Source organism: Nocardioides sp. Z22_16 (assembly GCF_058134365.1).
On the sequence record NZ_JBYTTI010000001.1, the window covers coordinates 89675 to 108674 of the forward strand.

The 19000-nt window shown below is 73.6% G+C and carries 18 protein-coding genes; 6 read left to right on the forward strand and 12 right to left on the reverse strand.

From position 1 onward, the window contains the following. Positions 1–12 precede the first annotated feature (12 nt). Both dapD and AC3X7R_RS00430 read left to right on the forward strand, forming a co-directional pair. Entirely contained in the window at positions 13–966 is a 954-nt protein-coding gene (gene dapD, locus AC3X7R_RS00425; RefSeq protein ID WP_489963566.1) for a 2,3,4,5-tetrahydropyridine-2,6-dicarboxylate N-succinyltransferase, read from the forward strand. A 4-nt stretch (positions 967–970) separates the two neighbouring features. After that, on the forward strand, positions 971–1966 hold the full coding sequence (locus AC3X7R_RS00430; protein WP_489963567.1) for a VldE C-terminal domain-containing protein: 996 nt from the start codon (positions 971–973) through the stop codon (positions 1964–1966). A gap of 43 nt (positions 1967–2009) precedes the next feature. Here AC3X7R_RS00430 and dapC read toward each other — a convergent pair whose 3' ends face one another. Beyond that, positions 2010–3110 carry a succinyldiaminopimelate transaminase gene (gene dapC, locus AC3X7R_RS00435; protein WP_489963568.1) on the reverse strand — a complete coding sequence of 367 codons (1101 nt, stop codon included), beginning with the start codon at positions 3108–3110 and terminating at the stop codon, positions 2010–2012. Between the two features lie 5 nt (positions 3111–3115). Then, positions 3116–3442 carry a ferredoxin gene (fdxA, locus tag AC3X7R_RS00440; protein WP_489963569.1) on the reverse strand — a complete coding sequence of 109 codons (327 nt, stop codon included), beginning with the start codon at positions 3440–3442 and terminating at the stop codon, positions 3116–3118. A gap of 54 nt (positions 3443–3496) precedes the next feature. On the opposite strand from fdxA, the gene AC3X7R_RS00445 reads away from it, so the two are divergent. Then, positions 3497–4468 (forward strand): GNAT family N-acetyltransferase, encoded by a 972-nt coding sequence (locus tag AC3X7R_RS00445; protein ID WP_489963570.1) that lies wholly within the window; start codon positions 3497–3499, stop codon positions 4466–4468. A 14-nt stretch (positions 4469–4482) separates the two neighbouring features. Here the strand turns inward: AC3X7R_RS00445 and AC3X7R_RS00450 are convergent, their stop codons facing one another. Genes AC3X7R_RS00450 through AC3X7R_RS00480 form a run of 7 tightly spaced genes read right to left on the reverse strand, consistent with a single transcriptional unit; the run spans position 4483 to position 11480 of the window. Beyond that, positions 4483–6588, reverse strand: a complete 2106-nt coding sequence (locus AC3X7R_RS00450) for an acyltransferase family protein (RefSeq protein ID WP_489963571.1) — start codon at positions 6586–6588, stop codon at positions 4483–4485. A gap of 37 nt (positions 6589–6625) precedes the next feature. Then, positions 6626–8380 carry a VanW family protein gene (locus AC3X7R_RS00455; RefSeq protein ID WP_489963572.1) on the reverse strand — a complete coding sequence of 585 codons (1755 nt, stop codon included), beginning with the start codon at positions 8378–8380 and terminating at the stop codon, positions 6626–6628. A 9-nt stretch (positions 8381–8389) separates the two neighbouring features. Further along, on the reverse strand, positions 8390–8761 hold the full coding sequence (locus tag AC3X7R_RS00460; RefSeq protein WP_489963573.1) for a hypothetical protein: 372 nt from the start codon (positions 8759–8761) through the stop codon (positions 8390–8392). Further along, positions 8758–9672 (reverse strand): N-acetyl-1-D-myo-inositol-2-amino-2-deoxy-alpha-D-glucopyranoside deacetylase, encoded by a 915-nt coding sequence (gene mshB, locus AC3X7R_RS00465; protein WP_489963574.1) that lies wholly within the window; start codon positions 9670–9672, stop codon positions 8758–8760. Before mshB ends, AC3X7R_RS00460 begins: the two co-directional genes overlap by 4 nt. A 10-nt stretch (positions 9673–9682) precedes the next feature. Beyond that, positions 9683–9985 (reverse strand): hypothetical protein, encoded by a 303-nt coding sequence (locus tag AC3X7R_RS00470; RefSeq protein ID WP_489963575.1) that lies wholly within the window; start codon positions 9983–9985, stop codon positions 9683–9685. Continuing rightward, positions 9982–10416 carry a (deoxy)nucleoside triphosphate pyrophosphohydrolase gene (locus tag AC3X7R_RS00475; protein ID WP_489963576.1) on the reverse strand — a complete coding sequence of 145 codons (435 nt, stop codon included), beginning with the start codon at positions 10414–10416 and terminating at the stop codon, positions 9982–9984. The genes AC3X7R_RS00470 and AC3X7R_RS00475 overlap by 4 nt, the downstream gene beginning before the upstream one ends. After that, entirely contained in the window at positions 10413–11480 is a 1068-nt protein-coding gene (locus AC3X7R_RS00480) for an NADP-dependent oxidoreductase (RefSeq protein ID WP_489963577.1), read from the reverse strand. The genes AC3X7R_RS00475 and AC3X7R_RS00480 overlap by 4 nt, the downstream gene beginning before the upstream one ends. 51 nt (positions 11481–11531) lie before the next feature. On the opposite strand from AC3X7R_RS00480, the gene AC3X7R_RS00485 reads away from it, so the two are divergent. Next, positions 11532–12602 (forward strand): hypothetical protein, encoded by a 1071-nt coding sequence (locus AC3X7R_RS00485; protein ID WP_489963578.1) that lies wholly within the window; start codon positions 11532–11534, stop codon positions 12600–12602. 7 nt (positions 12603–12609) lie between these two features. Here the strand turns inward: AC3X7R_RS00485 and AC3X7R_RS00490 are convergent, their stop codons facing one another. Next, on the reverse strand, positions 12610–13410 hold the full coding sequence (locus tag AC3X7R_RS00490; RefSeq protein ID WP_489963579.1) for a thioesterase family protein: 801 nt from the start codon (positions 13408–13410) through the stop codon (positions 12610–12612). A gap of 290 nt (positions 13411–13700) precedes the next feature. Between AC3X7R_RS00490 and AC3X7R_RS00495 the strand changes: the two genes are divergently transcribed. Together AC3X7R_RS00495 and AC3X7R_RS00500 are read left to right on the forward strand one after the other, a co-directional pair. Further along, complete coding sequence (locus AC3X7R_RS00495; RefSeq protein WP_489963580.1) at positions 13701–15836, forward strand: DEAD/DEAH box helicase; 2136 nt, start codon at positions 13701–13703, stop codon at positions 15834–15836. A 61-nt stretch (positions 15837–15897) separates the two neighbouring features. Then, positions 15898–16764: an ATP-grasp domain-containing protein gene (locus tag AC3X7R_RS00500; protein ID WP_489963581.1), complete on the forward strand. Its 867-nt coding sequence runs from the start codon at positions 15898–15900 to the stop codon at positions 16762–16764. On the opposite strand, the gene AC3X7R_RS00505 is transcribed toward AC3X7R_RS00500, so the two are convergent. Together AC3X7R_RS00505 and AC3X7R_RS00510 are read right to left on the reverse strand one after the other, a co-directional pair. Next, positions 16730–18418 (reverse strand): peptide chain release factor 3, encoded by a 1689-nt coding sequence (locus tag AC3X7R_RS00505; protein ID WP_489963582.1) that lies wholly within the window; start codon positions 18416–18418, stop codon positions 16730–16732. The genes AC3X7R_RS00500 and AC3X7R_RS00505 overlap by 35 nt on opposite strands. Positions 18419–18469: 51 nt before the next feature. Next, entirely contained in the window at positions 18470–18970 is a 501-nt protein-coding gene (locus AC3X7R_RS00510) for a GNAT family N-acetyltransferase (protein ID WP_489963583.1), read from the reverse strand. Positions 18971–19000 lie beyond the last annotated feature (30 nt).

The window sequence follows — 19000 nt, forward strand, 5'->3', positions numbered from 1 at the left end:
AGAGTTCGGCGGGTGACCTCGACTGCGACCTCCGACTCCGCCGCGTGGGGCTACGGCCTCGTCTCGCGCGACTCCTCCGACACCGTCCTCGACGTCTGGTTCCCCCGGCCCGCCCTCGGCTCGGCCGACGGCGGGGCACCCGAGGAGCTCGCCGGCCTGGAGGGCTCCGACGAGCTCCGCGGCGTCTCGCGCCGCGTCGAGCTGGTCGAGATCGCCGACCTCTCGGCCGCCCCCGCCAGCGCCCAGGACGTCTGGCTGCGGCTCCACCTGCTCTCCGCGCGCCTGGTCACGCCCCGCAGCATCTCGATGGACGGCGTCTTCGGCCTCCTCGCCAACGTGGTGTGGACCTCTGCCGGCCCGTGCCGCGTCGAGGGCTTCGAGACGGTCCGCGCCCGGCTGCGCGCCGCCGGCCAGCACGTGACCGTCTTCGGCGTCGACAAGTTCCCGCGGATGGTGGACTACCTGGTGCCCAGCGGGGTGCGCATCGCGGACGCCGACCGGGTCCGCCTCGGCGCCCACCTGGCCAGCGGGACGACGGTGATGCACGAGGGCTTCGTCAACTACAACGCCGGCACCCTCGGCGCCTCGATGGTCGAGGGCCGGATCTCGGCCGGCGTCGTGGTCGGTGACGGCTCCGACATCGGCGGCGGTGCCTCGATCATGGGCACCCTCTCCGGCGGCGGCACCGAGGTCATCTCGGTCGGCGAGCGCTGCCTGCTGGGCGCCAACGCCGGGATCGGCATCTCGCTGGGCGACGACTGCGTGGTCGAGGCCGGCTGCTACGTCACCGCCGGCACCAAGGTCACCGTGCTCGAGGGCGACACCTCGCGGGTGGTGAAGGCGTCCGAGCTGTCGGGGGCGAGCAACGTCCTCTTCCGCCGCAACTCGGTCTCCGGCGCGATCGAGGCCGTGCCGTGGAAGGGTCAGGGCATCGCGCTCAACCACGCGCTCCACGCCAACGACTGACCGCGTGGCGCGCCGAGCACGCGGGGGCACGGGAGGCGGCGCCCGCGCCTGGCGCTGGGTCCTCGCCGCGGTCGTCGCCCTGGGTCTCTTCCTGGGCATCGGCGTCGTCTTCGACCGCGGCGTCGGACCGCTGCTGAGCCGCGACGAGTGCGTGGCGGAGGTCGACGGCCGCTCCGTCACCCTCTCCCACGAGCAGGCCGAGAACGCCTCCCTGATCGCGGCCGTCTCGGTGCAGCGCGGGATGCCGGCGCGGGCCGCCACGATCGCGCTGGCCACCGCCTACCAGGAGTCGAAGATCCTCAACATCGAGTACGGCGACCGTGACTCGCTGGGGCTCTTCCAGCAGCGGCCGTCACAGGGCTGGGGCACCGAGGACCAGGTGCTCGACCCCGTCTTCTCGACCCACGCCTTCTACGACGCCCTGGAGCGGATCGGCGACTACCGGTCGATGGAGGTCACCGTCGCGGCCCAGACGGTGCAGCGCTCGGCCTACCCGGACGCCTACGCCGACCACGAGGAGGACGCCCGGGTGCTGGCCTCGGCGCTGACCGGGAACTCACCGGAGGCGTGGAGCTGCACGGTCGACGACGGCGTCGAGACGGGGTCGGCCGCCCTCGTCGACTCCGGCCTGACCCGCCGGGCGGAGCGGGTCCGGCTGGCCGTGGAGGGCGCCTTCGGGCCTCAGCAGCTCGGCGGCTTCGCCCCCGGCGGCGTCCGCGAGGGGCACATGGCCGGCTCCACCCACTACGAGGGCCGGGCCCTCGACGTCTTCTTCCGCCCGGTGAACGACGACAACCGGCGCCGCGGCTGGGCGCTGGCCCACTACCTGGTGGCGCACGCGGCCCGGCTCCAGGTGCAGACGGTCATCTTCGACGACCGGATCTGGCAGGCCCGGCGTTCCGACCAGGGCTGGCGCGACTACCGGGTGCCCGGCTCCTCGCGCGGCGACGTGGCGATCCTGGAGCACCGCGACCACGTGCACGTCGACGTCTTCGGCTGACCGGTGCTCCGGCGGGCCGGAGCACCGGATGCGGGTGCCTCGTTCAGTGCAGGCGCTCGGCCGCCGCTTCGACGCGCTCGTCGGTGGCGGTGAAGGCCACCCGCACGTGGCGGTCACCGGCGGCGCCGTAGAAGGTGCCCGGTGCCACCAGGATGCCGCGCTCGGCGAACCACGAGACGGTCTCCCAGCAGTCCTCGTCCCGGGTGGCCCACAGGTAGAGGCTGGCCTCGCTGTGGTCGATGCGGAAGCCCGCCTGCTCGAGCGCGCCGCGCAGCGCGGCCCGGCGCACGGCATACCTGGCGTGCTGCTCCGCGACGTGCTCGTCGTCGGCGAGCACCGCCTCCATCACCCGCTGCTGCGGCTCGGGCATCTGCAGGCCCAGGTTCTTGCGGACCGCGAGCAGCTCGGCCACCACCGCGGGGTCGCCGGCGACGAACGCGCACCGGTAGCCCGCCAGGTTGGACCGCTTGGAGAGCGAGTGGACGGTCAGGATCCCCTCGTGGCTGCCGCCGCAGACGTCGGGGTGGAGCACGCTGACCGGCGGGTGGTCGGCGTCCCAGCCGCACTCGAGGTAGCACTCGTCGGAGACCAGCAGGGTCCCGCGCTCACGGCACCAGTCGACGACCTTCTTGAGGTGCTCCACCGGGAGCACCCGCCCGGTCGGGTTGGAGGGGCTGTTGAGCCACAGCAGCCTGGGGGTGCGGGGACCGATCGCGGTGAGGCTGTCGGTCGCCATGACCTCGGCGCCCACCAGCGCCGCGCCCACCTCGTAGGTCGGGTAGGCCAGCGCCGGCTGGACCACCAGGTCGCCGGGGCCGACACCGAGGTGCAGCGCGAGGGAGCCGATCAGCTCCTTGGACCCCACCGCCGGCAGCACCGCGTCGACCCCGAGGCCGGAGACGCCGAAGCGCCTGCCGAGCCAGTCCACCACCGCCTGACGGGTCTCGACACGGCCGACGGTCACCGGGTAGCCCGGCGCGTCGGCGGCCGCGGCGAGCGCCCGCTGGGCAACCTCGGGAGTCGGGTCGACGGGAGTGCCGACCGAGAGGTCGACGATCCCGTCGGGGTGGGCGCGCGCGGTCGCCGCGTGCTGGGCGAGGTGGTCCCAGGGGAAGTCCGGGAGCCGGCCCGAGACCCGGGCCACCGGTCTCAGTGGTTCTGGTTCTGCGGCTCGAGCGCCGCGATCATCGGGTGGTCCTTGTCGATGACGCCCATCTTGGCCGCACCGCCGGGCGAGCCGAGGTCGTCGAAGAAGTTGACGTTGGCGTCGTAGTAGTCCTTCCACTCCTCCGGGGTGTCGTCCTCGTAGAAGATGGCCTCGACCGGGCAGACCGGCTCGCAGGCGCCGCAGTCGACGCACTCGTCGGGGTGGATGTAGAGCATCCGCTTGCCCTCGTAGATGCAGTCGACAGGACACTCGTCGACGCACGCGCGGTCCTTGACGTCGACACACGGCTGGGCGATGACGTAGGTCACCGGGTCCTCCTGGGCTCTGGAGCGGATGGGCTGCGCTCAGCCTAGTATCCCTGGGTGACTTCGCCCCCGGAACCCCACCAGATGGGCGCCTCCGATCCGGCGGCGCCGAGGCCGGGGTCACACATGCTCGGGCCGCACGTCGTCGGGCGGCGGGTGGTGGTGCGGCGTCTGCTCCCGGGTGAGACCGGTCCCACCGGCGGCCCCGCCTTCACCGACGTCCTCGGGACCTGCCGCTCCTGGGAGGGCGGGCGGTGCCAGGTCGAGCGGGAGGACGGCACCGTGGTGACCATCGAGGTCGCCACCATCGTCTCCGGCAAGCCGGTGCCGCCCCGGCCCCCGGTGCGCCTGCGGGTGGGGGTGCGCGACGCCGAGCTGCACACCACCTCCCTGTGGGCCGGGCTGGAGGTCGAGCCGCTGGGCGAGTGGGTGCTGCGCAGCGACCCCTCCCCCACGGGACGCCTGCTCAAGCGGGCCAACTCGTGCCTCGCCCTCGGCGACCCGGGCCTGCCGCTGCCGCGCGCCGCCGAGGTCGCGCAGGAGTTCTACGCGACGCGCGGACGACCGGCGCTGGCCCACACCGAACCGGGCTCGGCGCCGCACGCCGCACTGCTCGCCGCCGGCTGGCAGCCGGTCCCCGGCTCAGCGGCCTACCTGATGCTCGCCTCCACGGCACGGGCGCTGCGGGCCTGCCGCGCGGCCGCCGGGTCGTTCCCGGTGAGCCTGGAGGAGGACGGCGAGCGCGTCACCGCAAGCGCCGGCGCCGGCGATGCGGTCGCGCGCGGCGCGGCGGCGCGCGACGGGGACTGGCTCGGGCTGCACCGGCTCCGCGTGGAGCCTGCCCACCGTCGCCGTGGCGCAGGCACCAGGGTCCTGGCCGAGCTCCTGGAGTGGGGCGCCGAGCAGGGCACGACCACGGCCTGGCTCCACGTCGAGACCGACAACGCGGGCGCCCTGGCCCTCTACGAGTCCCTCGGCTTCACGGTGCACCACGAGATGACCTACCTGGCCGGCCCGGACCGGGGCTGACCCGGCTCTCCCCCTCAGTCGCTGAGGAACCCGGTGCCCCGCAGCGCCTGCCAGATCTCGTCGCGGTGCTGCTCCAGGTAGGTCGCGGTCACGTGGTCGCCGTTGCGCCACACCACCTGCCCGTCGATGATCGGGCGGCAGGTGGGGTGGTCGGGGCAGACGACGGGGTTGAGGTCGACGGTGGCCGCCGCCGCGCTGGCGCCGGCCGCCACCCGGTAGTAGCTGTCGGAGAGCGGGCGGTCCTGGGGCGGGACGACGACGCACTCACCCTGGGTCCGCGCCCGGGCCAGGCAGTCGAGCGGGTCGGAGCGGCCGGGGCCCCAGCCCTCGGTGCCCATGATGGCCTTGACCATGATCGCCTTGGCGCCGGCCTGCTCGACCAGCCTGACGGTGTCGTCGACCGCCCCGCCGAAGGCCCCCGGCACCGGGACCTCCCGGCCCTCGTAGTCGACCAGCGCCTCCCCGACACCCTCGCCCCGCGGTGCGTTGACGAGCAGCACCACGTCGGCGTCCATCCGGGGCAGGGTGCGGGTGTAGAACCCCCGGCGCGACTCCAGGCACCGGTCGCGGTTGTTGCCCCGGGCCTTGCCGCTGACCAGCCCGTGCGGCCAGGGGCAGGCGGGGACGACGTTGGCCGAGAGCCGCAGCCCCCGCTCGCGCGCCAGCGCGGTGAGGGCGGGGGTGAGCATCCGGGCGTGGCTGTCCCCGACGAGGACCACGTGCGGCCCGTCGCCGTCCACGACCAGGCACTCGCTGGGGTCCTCGGGCCCGCAGCGGGTGACCGCGGGGCCTCGGTCCCTGCCGATCCGCTGGAAGTCGAGCCCCTTCGGGACCGGCTGCTGCAGCTGCTCGGCGAGCTGGTCGCCGTCCTGGGCGCGCTGGGAGACCACGGCGGCCGCGGCCGACTGGGCGGAGGCCGTCAGCGGCGCCCGCCCGCTGGTGAGCACCGGCGGGACGACGACGACCGCGGCGACCACGCTGAGCGCCAGGCCCGTGGTGACCACCGGCCAGTGGTGACGGTCGAGACGGCGTCCGCTCCGGATGGGCGACTCCAGGAACTGGTGGGAGACCGAGGCCAGTCCGATGGTGAGCGGCACGGTGAGGACGGCCACCACGACAGCGGGCGCCTCGAGGAACCGCTCCAGCACCACGATGATCGGCCAGTGCCACAGGTACATGCCGTAGGAGATCCTGCCCAGGTGGGCCATCGTCGGCAGCGCCAGGAACCGCGCCACCGGCGCGCTCGGCGCGGTGTAGGCACCGGCGATCAGGGCGGCCGAGACGACGGTCGCGACGAGGTTGCGGGTGCTCACCGACAGCGGGACCAGCTCGGTGCCGAAGACGACGAACCCCAGCGCGCCCGCCGCCACCAGCACCCGGCCCGCGCGGGGCCAGGTCACCCGGTTCTCCTCGTCGCGGGAGGCCGCGTACTCGCGCAGCGCGACCGCGAGCACCACCCCGGCGAGCAGCTGGAAGAGCCGGGTGTCGGTGCCGAAGTAGGCCCGCATCGGGTCGACCCGCGCAAACAGCACCTGGGCGGTCGTGGAGGCGGCCATCAGGGCACCGCAGAGGCCGAGGAGCAGTCGCGGGCGGCTCCTCCCCCACCGGTACCAGGCGATCACCAGCAGCGGGAAGAAGATGTAGTACTGCTCCTCGACCGAGAGTGACCAGAAGTGCATGAACGGCGACTCCCGGATGTCTCCGGCGAAGTAGTCGGCGTCGTCGGCGATGAACTTCCAGTTCGCCAGGTAGAGCAGCGCCGACTGCGCCTGCCGGACCAGGGCCAGCCGCTCGGGCTGCGAGGCGATGAGCAGGAAGAAACCGCTGGTCGCCACGATGGTCGCCAGCGCGGCGGGGAGCAGCCGGCGCACCCGGCGCGCGTAGTAGGCGCCCAGCCTGAGCCGCCCCGTCGCGTCCACCTCGCCGAGCACCACGTGGGTGACGACGAAGCCCGAGAGCACGAAGAACATGTCCAGCACGATGAAGCTGGCGGAGAACCCGGTCACCTGGGCGTGGAAGAAGATGATGACGAGGGCGCCGAAGGCACGCATCCCGTCGAGCTCGGGTCGGTAGGACCAGCGGGGTGGTCCCGGGCGGGGCGGCGAAGTCGGCTGGCTCATCGCCTCCCGAGGGTACGAGACGCCGCGGGCGGCGGGGTCAGTCCCCCTTGGGAGGCGTGCAGACCACCGAGTCGGACGGGGTGTAGGTGGTGGTGAAGGTCTCGGTCCTCTCCACCTTGTCACTGCCGGGACGGCGGAAGAACCGCTTCACGTCGACCGTGAACCCGCCGTAGCCCGAGTTGGGGTAGCAGTCCGGGGTGTCCAGGGTGCGGGTCTCGGGCTGGGTGAAGGCGTAGCGGTCGCTGGTCGAGGACTTGATGTCCCAGACCTTCGTCGACCACATGCTCACCGTCACCGTGCCCTGACCCGCGGGGCTGCTCGGGGTGACCTTGGCGTCGATCAGCACGCCGTAGTCGGTGTCGTTGCGGAACCGCAGGTCGATCGCGCCCCACGCCACCGTCGCCTCCCGGCCCACCGGGTAGCGGTCGATGTAGAAGGAGTGCGGCTTGTGCTCGACGTCCTCGAGCCCGGCGAAGAACATCGCGTTGAAGAGGGTGGTGGCCATCTGGGAGACGCCGCCACCGAGCTCCTCCTTGAAGATCCCGTCCGCGATGATGAAGCCCTCGGTGAACCCGTTGGCCCGGGTGCGCTCACCGACGGTGTCGTTGAGCGAGAAGGTCTCCCCGGGCTTGAGCACCGTGCCGTCGATCAGCTCGGCGGCCCGGCTCAGGTTGACGTTGCGGTAGTCGGCGTGCGGGAAGTAGGTGGAGAAGGAGGAGACCTTCTCCTTGATGCCGAGCGCCTCGGCGTCCGCGGTCTTGAACTCCGCCTCGGCGACCGTCGCGGTCACGTCGAGGTTGCGCTCCCCGGACGGCGCGGCGACGAGGTCGAGGAAGGCGGCGTCGATCTCGGCCTGGTCGTAGCTGGCTCCCGGCTTGTCCGGGATGACCTGGGGGCTTCCGTCGACCAGCGCCACGGTGGCGTCGACCGGACCGCCCTCGCTGTTGAGGGTCTCGTCGAGGACCGCGCCCAGCTTCTCCTCGTCCAGCGTCGGCTCCAGCGCGCCGTCGACGGGCTGCAGCGAGAGCGCGGGACTGTACTGAGCGGGGGTGAGCGTCGTCACCGACCCGTCCAGCGTCAGGGTGACCGGGCCGGAGACGGCGGCGTTGGCGAACGAGGTGAGCGCCTGCTGCACGTCAGCCTCGTCGATCTCGGGCTCCAGGTCGGTGAGCTCGGCCTCGGCGCGGGACTCCTCGGAGAGGTAGGCGCCGACGAGCGCGTCGCGGACCGCCGCCGGGTCGATCCCCTGACCGATCCGCGGTTCGCGGGTGCGCACCTCGCCGTCCACGAGTCGCACCCTTCCCTCGACCGGCGCGACCCCGACCTCCTCCTGCACTCCCTGCAGGAAGCCCTCCATCGTGGGCTCGTCCACCACGACCACGGCCTCGAGGTCGTCCCCCCCGGTGAAGTAGTCCCAGAGGCGGGCCGGCGACCAGGACTCCTCGCCCCCCGCCTCCGCCACCGAGGCGGCGTAGTCCACCGAGAGCCCGGCGTCGGACGGGGCGACCGGGCGCTCCTCGCCGTCCACCACCAGGGTCAGCGGCGCCTCCGCCCGGCCCGCGAGGCCGCGCTCCAGCACGGCGGCGGCCTCCGACTGGGGGTGGCCGCCGATGTCGACGCCCGAGACGGTCGTCCCACGGGGGACCTTGTCGCCCGCCACGAGGTGAGCGACGGCGTAGGCACTCCCCGCGAGGAGCACCAGGCCCAGGAGGACCAGGACGACGACGCGGCCACCGGCCTTCTCGTCGGGCCGGTCAGCGACGTCTTGAGGCGCGGCGTTGGTCTTGGACACCCGGCGAGTCTAGGAGGCCGGGCCCAGTTCTCCCCGCACGGCGCTGTCCCGCGGGCGCCCGTGGCGCCGCGGCAGCGTGCCGATCGCCCAGACGGCGGCGAGGAGCCCGCTGCCGATCACCAGGTAGCCCTGGGCGGTGGAGGCGATCAGGAAGTCGCCCTCCGGCCGGGGGACGATCGCCCATCCCAGGGCCGCCACCCACCCCGCCGCGAAGGGCAGCCGCGACCACCAGCCGGGGGGCAGGGCCAGCAGCACCGCCACCAGGGCGCAGAGGCCCAGGGGCACCCCCCACCACCGGCCGTGGACCAGGACCGCGGCGAGCCCCGAGCCGGCACCGACCACCAGGAGCAGGAGGGCGGCGGCGACCCGGAGCGCGATCACAGACCGGCGAAGAGGTCGGTCTCGAGCCCGTCCGGTCCCACCGGGCCCGGGGTGCCCTTGGCGATCCGGTAGAACTCCACGCCCCAGGCGGCCGAACCGACGTTGTTGGAGAGCGCGAAGAACGGCCCGTCGGTGGTGATCTGGGTGGCGTGGGCGGCCAGGGCGGCCAGCTTGGCCTCGACGAAGTCGGAGGCGTCCACGCCCGCCGTGAGGTCCTCGTCGGGGCTGACGAAGTGCGGCAGCGGGCCGTCGGGGTCCATCCCCTCGAACGTCGTGGTGTCCCCGGCTTCGCGGAGCGACCTGAGGCCGGCCCGCATCCGGGACTCCGACATCGCGGTCCAGTAGATCTTGGCGATGTCGTGGGCCTCGCCGAGGTCGCGCCGGTAGGAGGGGACCGCCGCCAGGGCGGCGCCGTAGGTCGCCACCCGGTGGGCCTGGATGTGGTCGGGGTGCCCGTAGCCGCCGAACTGGTCGTAGGTGACCAGCACCTGCGGCCGGACCTCACGGATCACCGCGACCAGGTGGTCGGCGGCCTCGGTGAGGTCGGCGCGCCAGAAGGCGTTGGCGTGGATGTCGTCGGCGGGGATCGCGTGGCCGTCGGGGTGCCACTTCATGCCGGAGTCGCGGTAGGTCCCGAAGCCACCGAGCCAGCGGTGGTCGGTGACGCCGAGCGCCTTCATGGCCTCCGCCATCTCGCCCCGGCGGTGCTCGCCCAGCCCGTCGTCGCGATCGGCGGCCAGGTGCTCGAGCTCCGGCACGAGGATCTCGCCCTGCTCCCCCGCGGTGCAGGTCACCAGGGTGACGCCGCGCCCCTCGGCGACGTACTTCGCCATGGTCGCGCCGTTGCCGATCGACTCGTCGTCGGGGTGGGCGTGGACGAGCAGGAGCCGCTGCTCGGGCTGGGAGATCATGGTCGGAAGCCTAGTCCGCAGGCCCATCGCCGAGCAGGTCCTGTCGCTTCACCCGCTTCGGGGCCGTGGGCAGGTCGAGCGGCGGCACGGGGGGCGCAGCCGGCTCCGGCTCGTCGAGCCAGCCGTCGTACTCCTCGACGAGCAGCTCCACCACGAGGTCCGGCGCGTCGCTCAGCACCGCCCACGGGTGGTCCTCGTCGTCGTCCTCGCCGGCGAGCATCTCGCGCTCCATCCGGGCCTCCCAGCCGTCGCGCAGCAACCGGGCGAGCGCGGCGCGGGCGTCGTCCTCGTCGAAGAAGATCGCCCGGGTCACGAGGCGCCCCGCTCCCCTGCCGGGCTGCGGAGGAGGCCGCGCAGCTCCTCGAGGAACGGGCGGTCGGGCTCGAGCCAGTCGACCGTGCCGAGCTCGTCTGCCCCCAGCCACCGCAGCGCGTCGTGCTCGGAGGCCACCGGCTCCGGCTCGCCGGCAGGCAGCCCGGCGACCGCGACGCTCAGCTCGTGGGTCTCGCCGACGGCCGCGGAGCCGGCGAGCCAGCCGACGACCTCGACCCGGCAGCCGAGCTCCTCGGCGACCTCCCTGACCAGCGCGTCGGCCGGCTCCTCCCCGGGCTCGACCTTGCCGCCGGGGAACTCCCAGCGGCCGGCGGCGGCCGGCGGCGAGGTGCGCCGTGCGGCCAGGACCCGGCCCTGCCGCACGAGGGCTGCACCCACCACCTGCCTGCGCGAGGGCCCCACGGCGCTCACGTCCGCGTCGGGTCGTCGCCGACCTGGACGAGCACCTTGCCGAAGTTGCGGCCGGCCAGCAGGCCGCGGAACGCCTCGGGGGCGTTCTCCAGGCCGCGGGTGACGTCCTCGCGGTAGCGCACCGATCCGTCGGCGATCCAGGCGGCCATCTCGCGCCGGAAGTCGGCCTCGTGGGCGGCGAGGAACTCGTCCTGGATGAAGCCGCGGACGGTCAGGCTGAGGCTCAGGACCCGGCCCATGAACCCCGGGAGCTGGTCGGGCCCCTCGGGAGCGGCGGTGGCGTTGTAGTTGGCCACCAGCCCGCAGACCGGGATCCGGGCGAACTTGTTGAGCCGGCGCGAGACCGCCTCGAAGACGTGACCGCCGACGTTCTCGAAGTAGACGTCGATGCCGTCGGGGGTCGCAGCCTCGAGCTCCTCGCGGAAGGTGGGCGAGCGGTGGTCGACGGCGGCGTCGAAGCCGAACTCCTCCAGCAGCGCCCGGCACTTCTCCGCCCCGCCCGCGATGCCCACGGCCCGCGCACCCTTGACCCGGGCGATCTGGCCCACCGCGGAGCCCACGGGGCCCGTGGCGGCGGCGACCACGACGGTCTCGCCGGGCTGCGGGCGGCCGATCTGCAACAGACCGGCGTACGCGGTGAACCCGGGCATCCCGAGCACGCCGACCGCGGTCGAGATCGGCGCGGCGTCCGGGTCGAGGGAGCGCATGTGGCGCGCGTCCGCGACGGCGTAGGTCTGCCAGCCGGTGTAGGCGAGCACCAGGTCGCCCACCGCGCGTCGCTCCGAACGGGACTCCACGACCTCGCACACCGTCGCACCCTGCATGACGTCGCCGACCTGCCAGGAGGCCGCGTAGGACTTGGCGTCGCTCATCCGGCCCCGCATGTAGGGGTCCAGGGAGAGGTAGACGGTGCGCAGCACCACCTGGCCGTCGGCCGGCTCGGGCAGGTCGGACTCCACGAGCTCGAAGACCGAGTCGTCGGGCTCGCCGACCGGGCGCGCGGCCATCCGCACCTGGGTGCTGCGTCGGGGCGTGGGCGGGGTGCTCTCGGAGGTCTGGGTCACGCGCCTGAGACTACGGTGGCCGTCATGGAGCGACCAGCCGATGACCGTGCCGTGAGTGGGGTCCACCTCCGGAGGACCGAGGAGCACGTCGCGGAGATCGACGCGCTCGCCGCCCGGCTCGGCGGGCGCGCGGGGCTCGAGGACCTGCTCGGCGACCTGAAGTACCAGGCGCGGAGCTCCCTGGTGGGGCGTCTGCTGGGCCGGGCGGTGGAGCGGGCCCTCGCGTTCGACTCCTACGACCAGCGGGACCGCACCTGGTGGCCCCAGGGGGTCACCACCTCGGCCGACGCCAGCGACGACGAGGTCGTCGCGGGGCGGCAGGTGCTGGTCACCACCTGGTATGCCAAGCCCACCCACGGCATCCAGCGGGGCTCCCGGCTGACCTTCCTCGACCTCGACACGCTCCGCTACCGCCACGTGCTGCTGGTCGACGCCCGCTTCGACGAGCACGGTGAGCTGACCCTGTCGGGGGTCCGCATCCACGCCGGCGGGATCGTCTGGGCCGGGCCCTACCTGCACGTGGCCGCCACCGGACGGGGCTTCCTCACCTTCCGCGTCGACGACCTGATGCGGGTGGCCGGCGACAACGAGCGCCCCGACGAGATCGGCCTCACCGGCGACCGCGCCGCCTCCTTCGGGCACCACTACGTCCTCCCGGTCCGCTTCGCCCACCAGGCGTACGCCGACGAGGGGCACGAGAGGCTGCGCTACTCCTTCCTCTCGCTGGACCGGGCCTCCTCACCACCCGCCCTGCTCGCCGGGGAGTACGGGCGGGGCCGGCAGACCACCCGCCTGGCGCGGCTCGAGCTGGATCCCCGGACGTGGCTGCCGGCGACCGACGACGAGGGGCTCTCCCGCCCGGCACTCCACGAGGGCGGGGTGCCCGGGATGCAGGGGGCGGTGACGGCACGCGACCGCCTCCACGTCAGCGTCTCCCACGGTCCGTGGGTCCCGGGGTCGGTCTACACCGGCGCGCCGGGCGACCTGCGCCGGCACCGCTGGGCCCTCCCGATGGGCCCCGAGGACCTGGCCTACTGGCCCTCCACCGACCGGCTCTGGTCGGTCACCGAGCACCCCCGGCGCCGGTGGCTGGTCTCGCTGCGGCGCTCCTGGTTCGACTGAGCCGGCCTCAGCGCTGCCGCGGCGTCATCGCCAGCTGGCGCGACTGCGCGACGAGCCGCCCGGTGGAGTCCCAGACCTCGCAGTCCTCCTCGAAGAGGCCGCCGGCGACGTTGGTGGTCCAGGCGCGCACCTTCAGCCAGCCCGGGGCCGGACGGGCACGGACGTGGGCGGTCAGCTCCAGGGTGGGGGCCCAGCCGCGGTAGCCGAGGTCGAAGACGACCGGCGGCAGCGAGTCGACCATGGTGAGCAGCACCAGCGGGTCGGCCTCCCGACCGTCCTTGAGCCGCAGCCAGGCGCGGATCTCGCCGACGCCGCTCGGCTCCCCCAGCGCCCAGCCGACGCTGGCGGGGTCGAAGAGCATGTCGAAGCGCCCCATGAACGGCGGGGCCGCACCGGGGTTGAGGTCGGCGGAGAAGCACTGGTCCCGGTCGGGCATCTCGAAGGGCTCCACGCTGGTGCGGACCTCGCCCTCGAGCCGTGACAGGTCGCCGTACGTCGCCAGCACCGCGATCTTGGGGGCACCGTCCTGGAGGAGGGTGGCCTCCGCGGTGCCCACCGTGCCGCCCTCCCGGACGACCCGGGTGGCGATGTGGGCGGGGCCGGCCACCGAGGGGCCGAGGTAGTGGGCGCTGACCACGAGCGGGTCGGGCTTGGCGGGCAGCTCGCGCCGGATCGCCTCCGCCGCGGTGGAGAGCAGGATGCCCCCGTTGATGCCGCCGCCGATGTGCCACCCCTCCTGCAGCACGGCGTCGTAGCCCCCGGCGGGGTTGGCGGAGAGGGCGATGGCGTGGTCGAACTCGCTGGTCATGGGCCGGATGCTACGACGCGACGACGGCGTCGCCCGTGCCCACCGGCGCCGCGCGCGCACCCTGCGCGGACCAGGGCTGCGAGATGGGTGGGCGGCGCGCTACGATGACGCCAGCACGGCCCCGGAGTCTTTCGTCAGCAGCACCGCCTCTGCGCCTCGCTCCTCCGGGCGGATCACCAGCCGGCCCTCTCGGGTCTGCTGGAGTCGGACCTCGCTCACGGGTCGTGCCGAACCGAGACCACGGTCCGGTGCCGGCAGTGGGAGGCCACGCGGCACCGACGAGGAGGAACTTGTCCGGCCAGACCAAGTCCGCATCGCGCACCCGCGGCAGCAAGCGTCCACGACGCGCCCCCCGACGACTCGACAACGACGGGCTCATCCCGGTGCTCGCCCGCGCCGTGCGAGAGATCGAGGCCGAGGCGCAGCGCGGCCGCGTCTCCCCCTCCGCGCGCACCCGCTTCCAGGTGGTGGCGCTGCTGGTGCGCGAGGAGCGCGCCCGGGTCAAGGTCGACGCCGACTCGACCGAGGCCCAGAAGGCCGAGCAGCTGAAGCGGCTCGACGGGGTCGCGACCATCCTGGCCAAGACCGCCGCCCGCGACACCACCCTGCTCGCCCTGCTCGCCGAGGACGCCGAGGTCACCGAGTCCGCGCGCACCCTGCGTCGCAAGATGCTCGAGGCCGGTGGCCTCGAGGTCGTCGAGGAGGAGCCGCCGGAGGCGACCGCGGGCGACGCGCCCGCGGTGACCGAGCGCCGGGTCGTGCCGCAGTCGGTCATCGCCCGGCAGCTGGCCAACCCCTTCCAGGTCCCCGACTTCGAGGGCGTCGCCAAGCGGATGGAGCCGCGCACCCACCGGCTCGCCAACTGGGAGCTGATCGGCCCGCTGCTGCGCTCCTTCGAGATCGCCAACGGCGCCCCGGCCTGCCTGGAGATGCCGGACCCGCGGGACCGCCGCACCCGCGACGGCCTGGAGATGATGCGCCACCAGGCGCAGCTGGTCGCCTCCGTCAAGGACGGTCACCGGACCTTCCTGCTGGCCGACGAGCCCGGTCTGGGCAAGACCGCGCAGGCCCTGCTGGCCGCGCAGGCCGCCAACGCCTTCCCGCTCCTGGTCGTCGTCCCCAACGTGGTGAAGACCAACTGGGCCCGCGAGGCCCAGCGCTGGGTGCCGCGGCACAAGGCCACCGTCATCCACGGCGACGGCCACGACATCGACGGCTTCGCCGACATCGTGGTGGTCAACTACGAGGTGCTGGACCGGCACGTCGGGTGGCTGGGCGACCTGGGCTTCAAGGGCATGGTCGTCGACGAGGCCCACTTCATCAAGAACCGCAAGTCCCAGCGCTCCCAGCACGTGCTGCAGCTCTCCGAGCGGATCCGGGAGCGGACGGTGCGCCCCCTGCTGATGGCGCTGACCGGCACCCCGCTGATCAACGACATCGAGGACTTCACCTCCATCTGGCAGTTCCTCGGGTGGATCGACGAGAAGAAGCCGCTCCCGGAGCTGATGGCCCGCCTGGAGGAGACCGGCCTGACGCCCGAGGACAAGGCGTTCTACCCGGCCGCCCGGCGCGCCGTGGTCGACATGGGCATCGTGCGGCGTCGCAAGGTCGACGTGGCCGCCGACATCCCGGCCCGCCGCATCGCCGACATCCCGGTGGAGCTCGACGACGAGGCAGGCCGCTCGATCCGGGCGGCCGAGCGCGAGCTGGCCCGCCGGCTGGTGGAGCGCTACGACCGGGTGATGGCCGCCCGGGACGCCGACAAGCGCAGCGCGGGCATCGACGAGGAGCTGGTGCGCCGCGTCGCGGAGTGGGAGCGCGACGAGACCGACGACAACGCCTCGGGCGAGAACGTCTTCTCGATGATCCGCCGCATCGGCACGGCCAAGGCGCCACTGGCCGCCGACTACGCCGCCCAGCTGGCGCGCAGCGTCGGCAAGGTCGTCGTCTTCGCCAAGCACGTGGACGTGATGGACGCCTGCGAGGAGCTCTTCGCCCAGCGCGGGATCCGCTACTCCTCGATCCGGGGCAACCAGACGCCGAAGGCGCGCGAGGCCGCGATCGACTCCTTCGTCAACGACCCCGAGGTCGCCGTCGTGGTCTGCTCGCTGACCGCCGCCGGTGTCGGCCTCAACCTGCAGGTCGCCTCCAACGTGGTGCTCGCCGAGCTCTCCTGGACCGACGCCGAGCAGACCCAGGCGATCGACCGGGTGCACCGCATCGGGCAGGAGGAGCCGGTGACGGCCTGGCGGATCATCGCCGCGCAGACCATCGACACCCGGATCGCCGAGCTGATCGACTCCAAGGCGGGCCTCGCGGCCCGCGCCCTGGACGGCTCCGACGAGGAGGTCACCGCGTCGGCCGACATCCAGGTCGAGGCGATGGTCGCGCTGCTCACCGACGCGCTGCGCAGGCGCCGCCGCTGACCCGGACCCGGCCGGCGGAACCCGCTGGCCGGGGGGTGACCCACGTCGTAGGCTCCCGTGGGTGACCCGCGTCCTCCTCGCCACCTTCCGCATCCTCCCCGACGGCGAGCACGGCGGTCACCTGCTGCTGCGGGCCCTCGCCGAGCGCGGCGTGGCGGCCGCCTGGGCGGCCTGGGACGACCCCGAGGTCGACTGGGCCTCCGCCGACCTGGTGGCCGTCAGGTCCACCTGGGACTACCACCGGCGGTGCCCGGAGTTCCTGTCGTGGGCGCGGGAGGTCGCCAGGACGACGCCTCTGCTCAACGGTCCCGAGGTCTTCTCCTGGAACGCCGACAAGGCCTACCTGGTCGAGCTCGGGAGGCACGTGCCGGTGCTCCCCACCGAGCTGGTGGACGACTCCGACCTCGTGGAGTGCCTGACGGCTGCCACCGCACGGTGGGGCACCGTGGTGATCAAGCCGCGGACCGGCGCGGGCGGCGTGGGGGTCGTGCTGGCCGACAGCGCGGCCGACGACCGCCTGGAAGGGCTCATCGCCGCCCCGTGGGTGATCCAGCCCCTGGTGGAGTCGGTGCGCACCAGCGGCGAGACCTCGGTCTACGTCTTCGACGGCGTCCCGGCCTCCCAGGTCGACAAGCTCGCCGCGGGTGGCGAGATCCGCGTGCACGAGCTCTACGGCGGCAGCTCGCGTGCCGTCGAGCTCGACCCCGGGCGCGCCGAGCTCGCGGCCCGGACCGTGCGGGCCGCGAGCGAGCTGCTCGACACCGAGCTCGCCTACGCGCGCGTCGACATGATGCGGTGGCAGGACGCCTGGCACGTCAGCGAGCTCGAGCTGATCGAGCCCGGGCTCTACCTCGACATCGACCCGGCGAACGCCGGGCGGTTCGCCGACCTCGTCACTGGTCGCCTGCGATCAGCGGCTCGAGGGTGAGATCGGGGTGGTCGCGCTCCATCACGCTGATCCGCCACTTGTCGGGCGCGAGCACCAGCGGCGTCCCGTCGGTGCGCTCCATCACCTCGACCCCGCGGACCGAGGCGAAGACCGGCGCTGACGCGGCATCCGTGCGGCGCGCCTGCGTGTAGCCCAGCATCTCCAGCCGGATCGACGCCCCGAACTCGCTCTCCATCCGCGCCTGGGCCACCTCGAACTGCATGGGCCCGACCGCCGCGAGCACCGGCGACTGCTGACCGCGCAGGTCCGAGCGGAGCACCTGCACCACGCCCTCGGAGTCGAGCTGCTCGATCCCCTTGCGGAACTGCTTGAACCGGCCGCTGTCCCTGGCCGTGGCCACGGCGAAGTGCTCGGGGGCGAAGGTGGCGATCGGCGGGAACGTCACCGGCTCGTCGACGTAGATCGTGTCCCCGATCTTCAGCGTCATCGCGTTGACCAGGCCGATGATGTCGCCCGGGTAGGCCGTGTCGAGGACCCCGCGCTCCGACCCGAAGAGCGTCTGCGCGTACTTCGTCGCGAAGGGCCGCCCGGTCTGGGCGTGGGTGACGATCATGCCCCGCTCGAAGACCCCGGAGCAGACGCGGGCGAAGGCCACCCGGTCGCGGTGCTGGGTGTTCATGCCGGCCTGGACCTTGAAGATGAAGGCGCTGAAGGGCGCGGTGACGTCACGGATCTCCCGGGGCCGTCCTTCCTCGTCGTCCTCGCCGTGCCGGAAGGGCACCGCCGAGGGCGCCAGCTCGATCAGCGTGCGCAGGATGCTGGAGACACCGAAGTTGGAGATCGCCGAGGCGAAGAGGACGGGCGTGGTGAAGCCCGAGAGGAAGAGCTCCTGGTCGTGGTCGGCGCCGTCGGAGGAGAGCAGCTCCGACTCGTCCACGGCCGCCTGCCAGACCTCGCCCTCGCGGGCCGCGGCCGCCTCGGCCGTCATCCGCTCCTCGGGAGCCCGGGTGGCCCCGCCCGCGGTCCGGGTGTAGGCGACGTACTCCCCCGTCCGGCGCTCGAGGACGCCGCGGAAGTCGCCGGCGATGCCGACGGGCCAGGTCAGCGGCGTCGGCACCAGCTTGATCTGCTCCTGGATCTGCTCCATCAGGGCGAGCGGGTCCAGGCCGGGGCGGTCCCACTTGTTGATGACGGTGATCACCGGGAGGCCACGCGCCTTGCAGACCCGGAAGAGCTTCAGGGTCTGCGGCTCGAGGCCCTTCGCGGCGTCGACCAGCATCACGGCGGCGTCGACCGCGGAGAGCACCCGGTAGGTGTCCTCGGAGAAGTCCGAGTGGCCGGGGGTGTCCACCAGGTTGACCACCTGGTCCTCGTAGGCGAACTGCAGGGCCGCGGAGGTGATGGAGATGCCCCGCTCCTTCTCGATCTCCATCCAGTCCGAGACCGTCGCCTTGCGGCCGGCCTTGCCGTGCGTCGCCCCCGCCTGGTTGATCACCTGGGCGTGCAGGGCGAGCGCCTCGGTGAGCGTCGACTTGCCGGCGTCGGGGTGGCTGATCACCGCGAAGGTGCGGCGGCGGGCGGCCTCACGGCGTACCTCCTCGGGCGAGCCGGCGCGGGCCGGGGTCTCCGACCGGGTGGCTGCGGGGGCGCTGGAGGGACTGCTGGGCGGGGAGGTGGAGGGCGAGGAAGTCACGGGGTCCTGGATCGTCGGGTGCCCGGCGTCTGTCGGCGGGCCTGCACCATCCTACGAGGCAGCCGGGGACGGGGGCGCCAGGCTCTTCTCGAACCAGTGACCGGCGTGCGGGTTGCCGTTGTAGTCGCCGATCTCGCGGTAGCCCGCGCGGAGGTAGAGCGCGATGGCCGGCTCCATCCCGGGTCCGGTGTCGAGGCGTACGGCGTGGCAGCCGAGCCGGGCGGCGTCCGCCTCCAGCCGGCCGAGCAGGGTGCGGGCCACCCCGTGCCTGCGGGCCGCGGGCGCGACGTACATCCGTTTCACCTCCGCGAGCCCGCCGCCGAGCCGCCGCACTCCCCCGCACGCCACGGGCTGCCCGTCCAGGCTGACCAGGTGGAAGGCTCCGTGCGGCGGCGCCATCTCCTCGGCCGAGACGGAGCCCCCCTCGCCCTGGTGGAGCACGATGCCGCGGGCGGCGAGCTCCTCGGCGTAGGCCGCCAGCAGGGCCAGCACCTCCGGATCGTCGGCGCGGGCCGGGGCCAGGACGGGGCCGGGCCGCGGGTCCTGCGTCACCGGACGTCCCTCCCGCGGCTGGGCCGCACG

What these genes read in the sequence shown, in the direction of transcription:
- AC3X7R_RS00450 (WP_489963571.1), bottom strand. Translation starts at nt 6,588, where the DNA reads ATGAGCCAGCCGACTTCGCCGCCCCGCCCGGGACCACCCCGCTGGTCC.
- mshB (WP_489963574.1), bottom strand. Translation starts at nt 9,672, where the DNA reads ATGATCTCCCAGCCCGAGCAGCGGCTCCTGCTCGTCCACGCCCACCCC.
- AC3X7R_RS00490 (WP_489963579.1), bottom strand. Translation starts at nt 13,410, where the DNA reads ATGACCAGCGAGTTCGACCACGCCATCGCCCTCTCCGCCAACCCCGCC.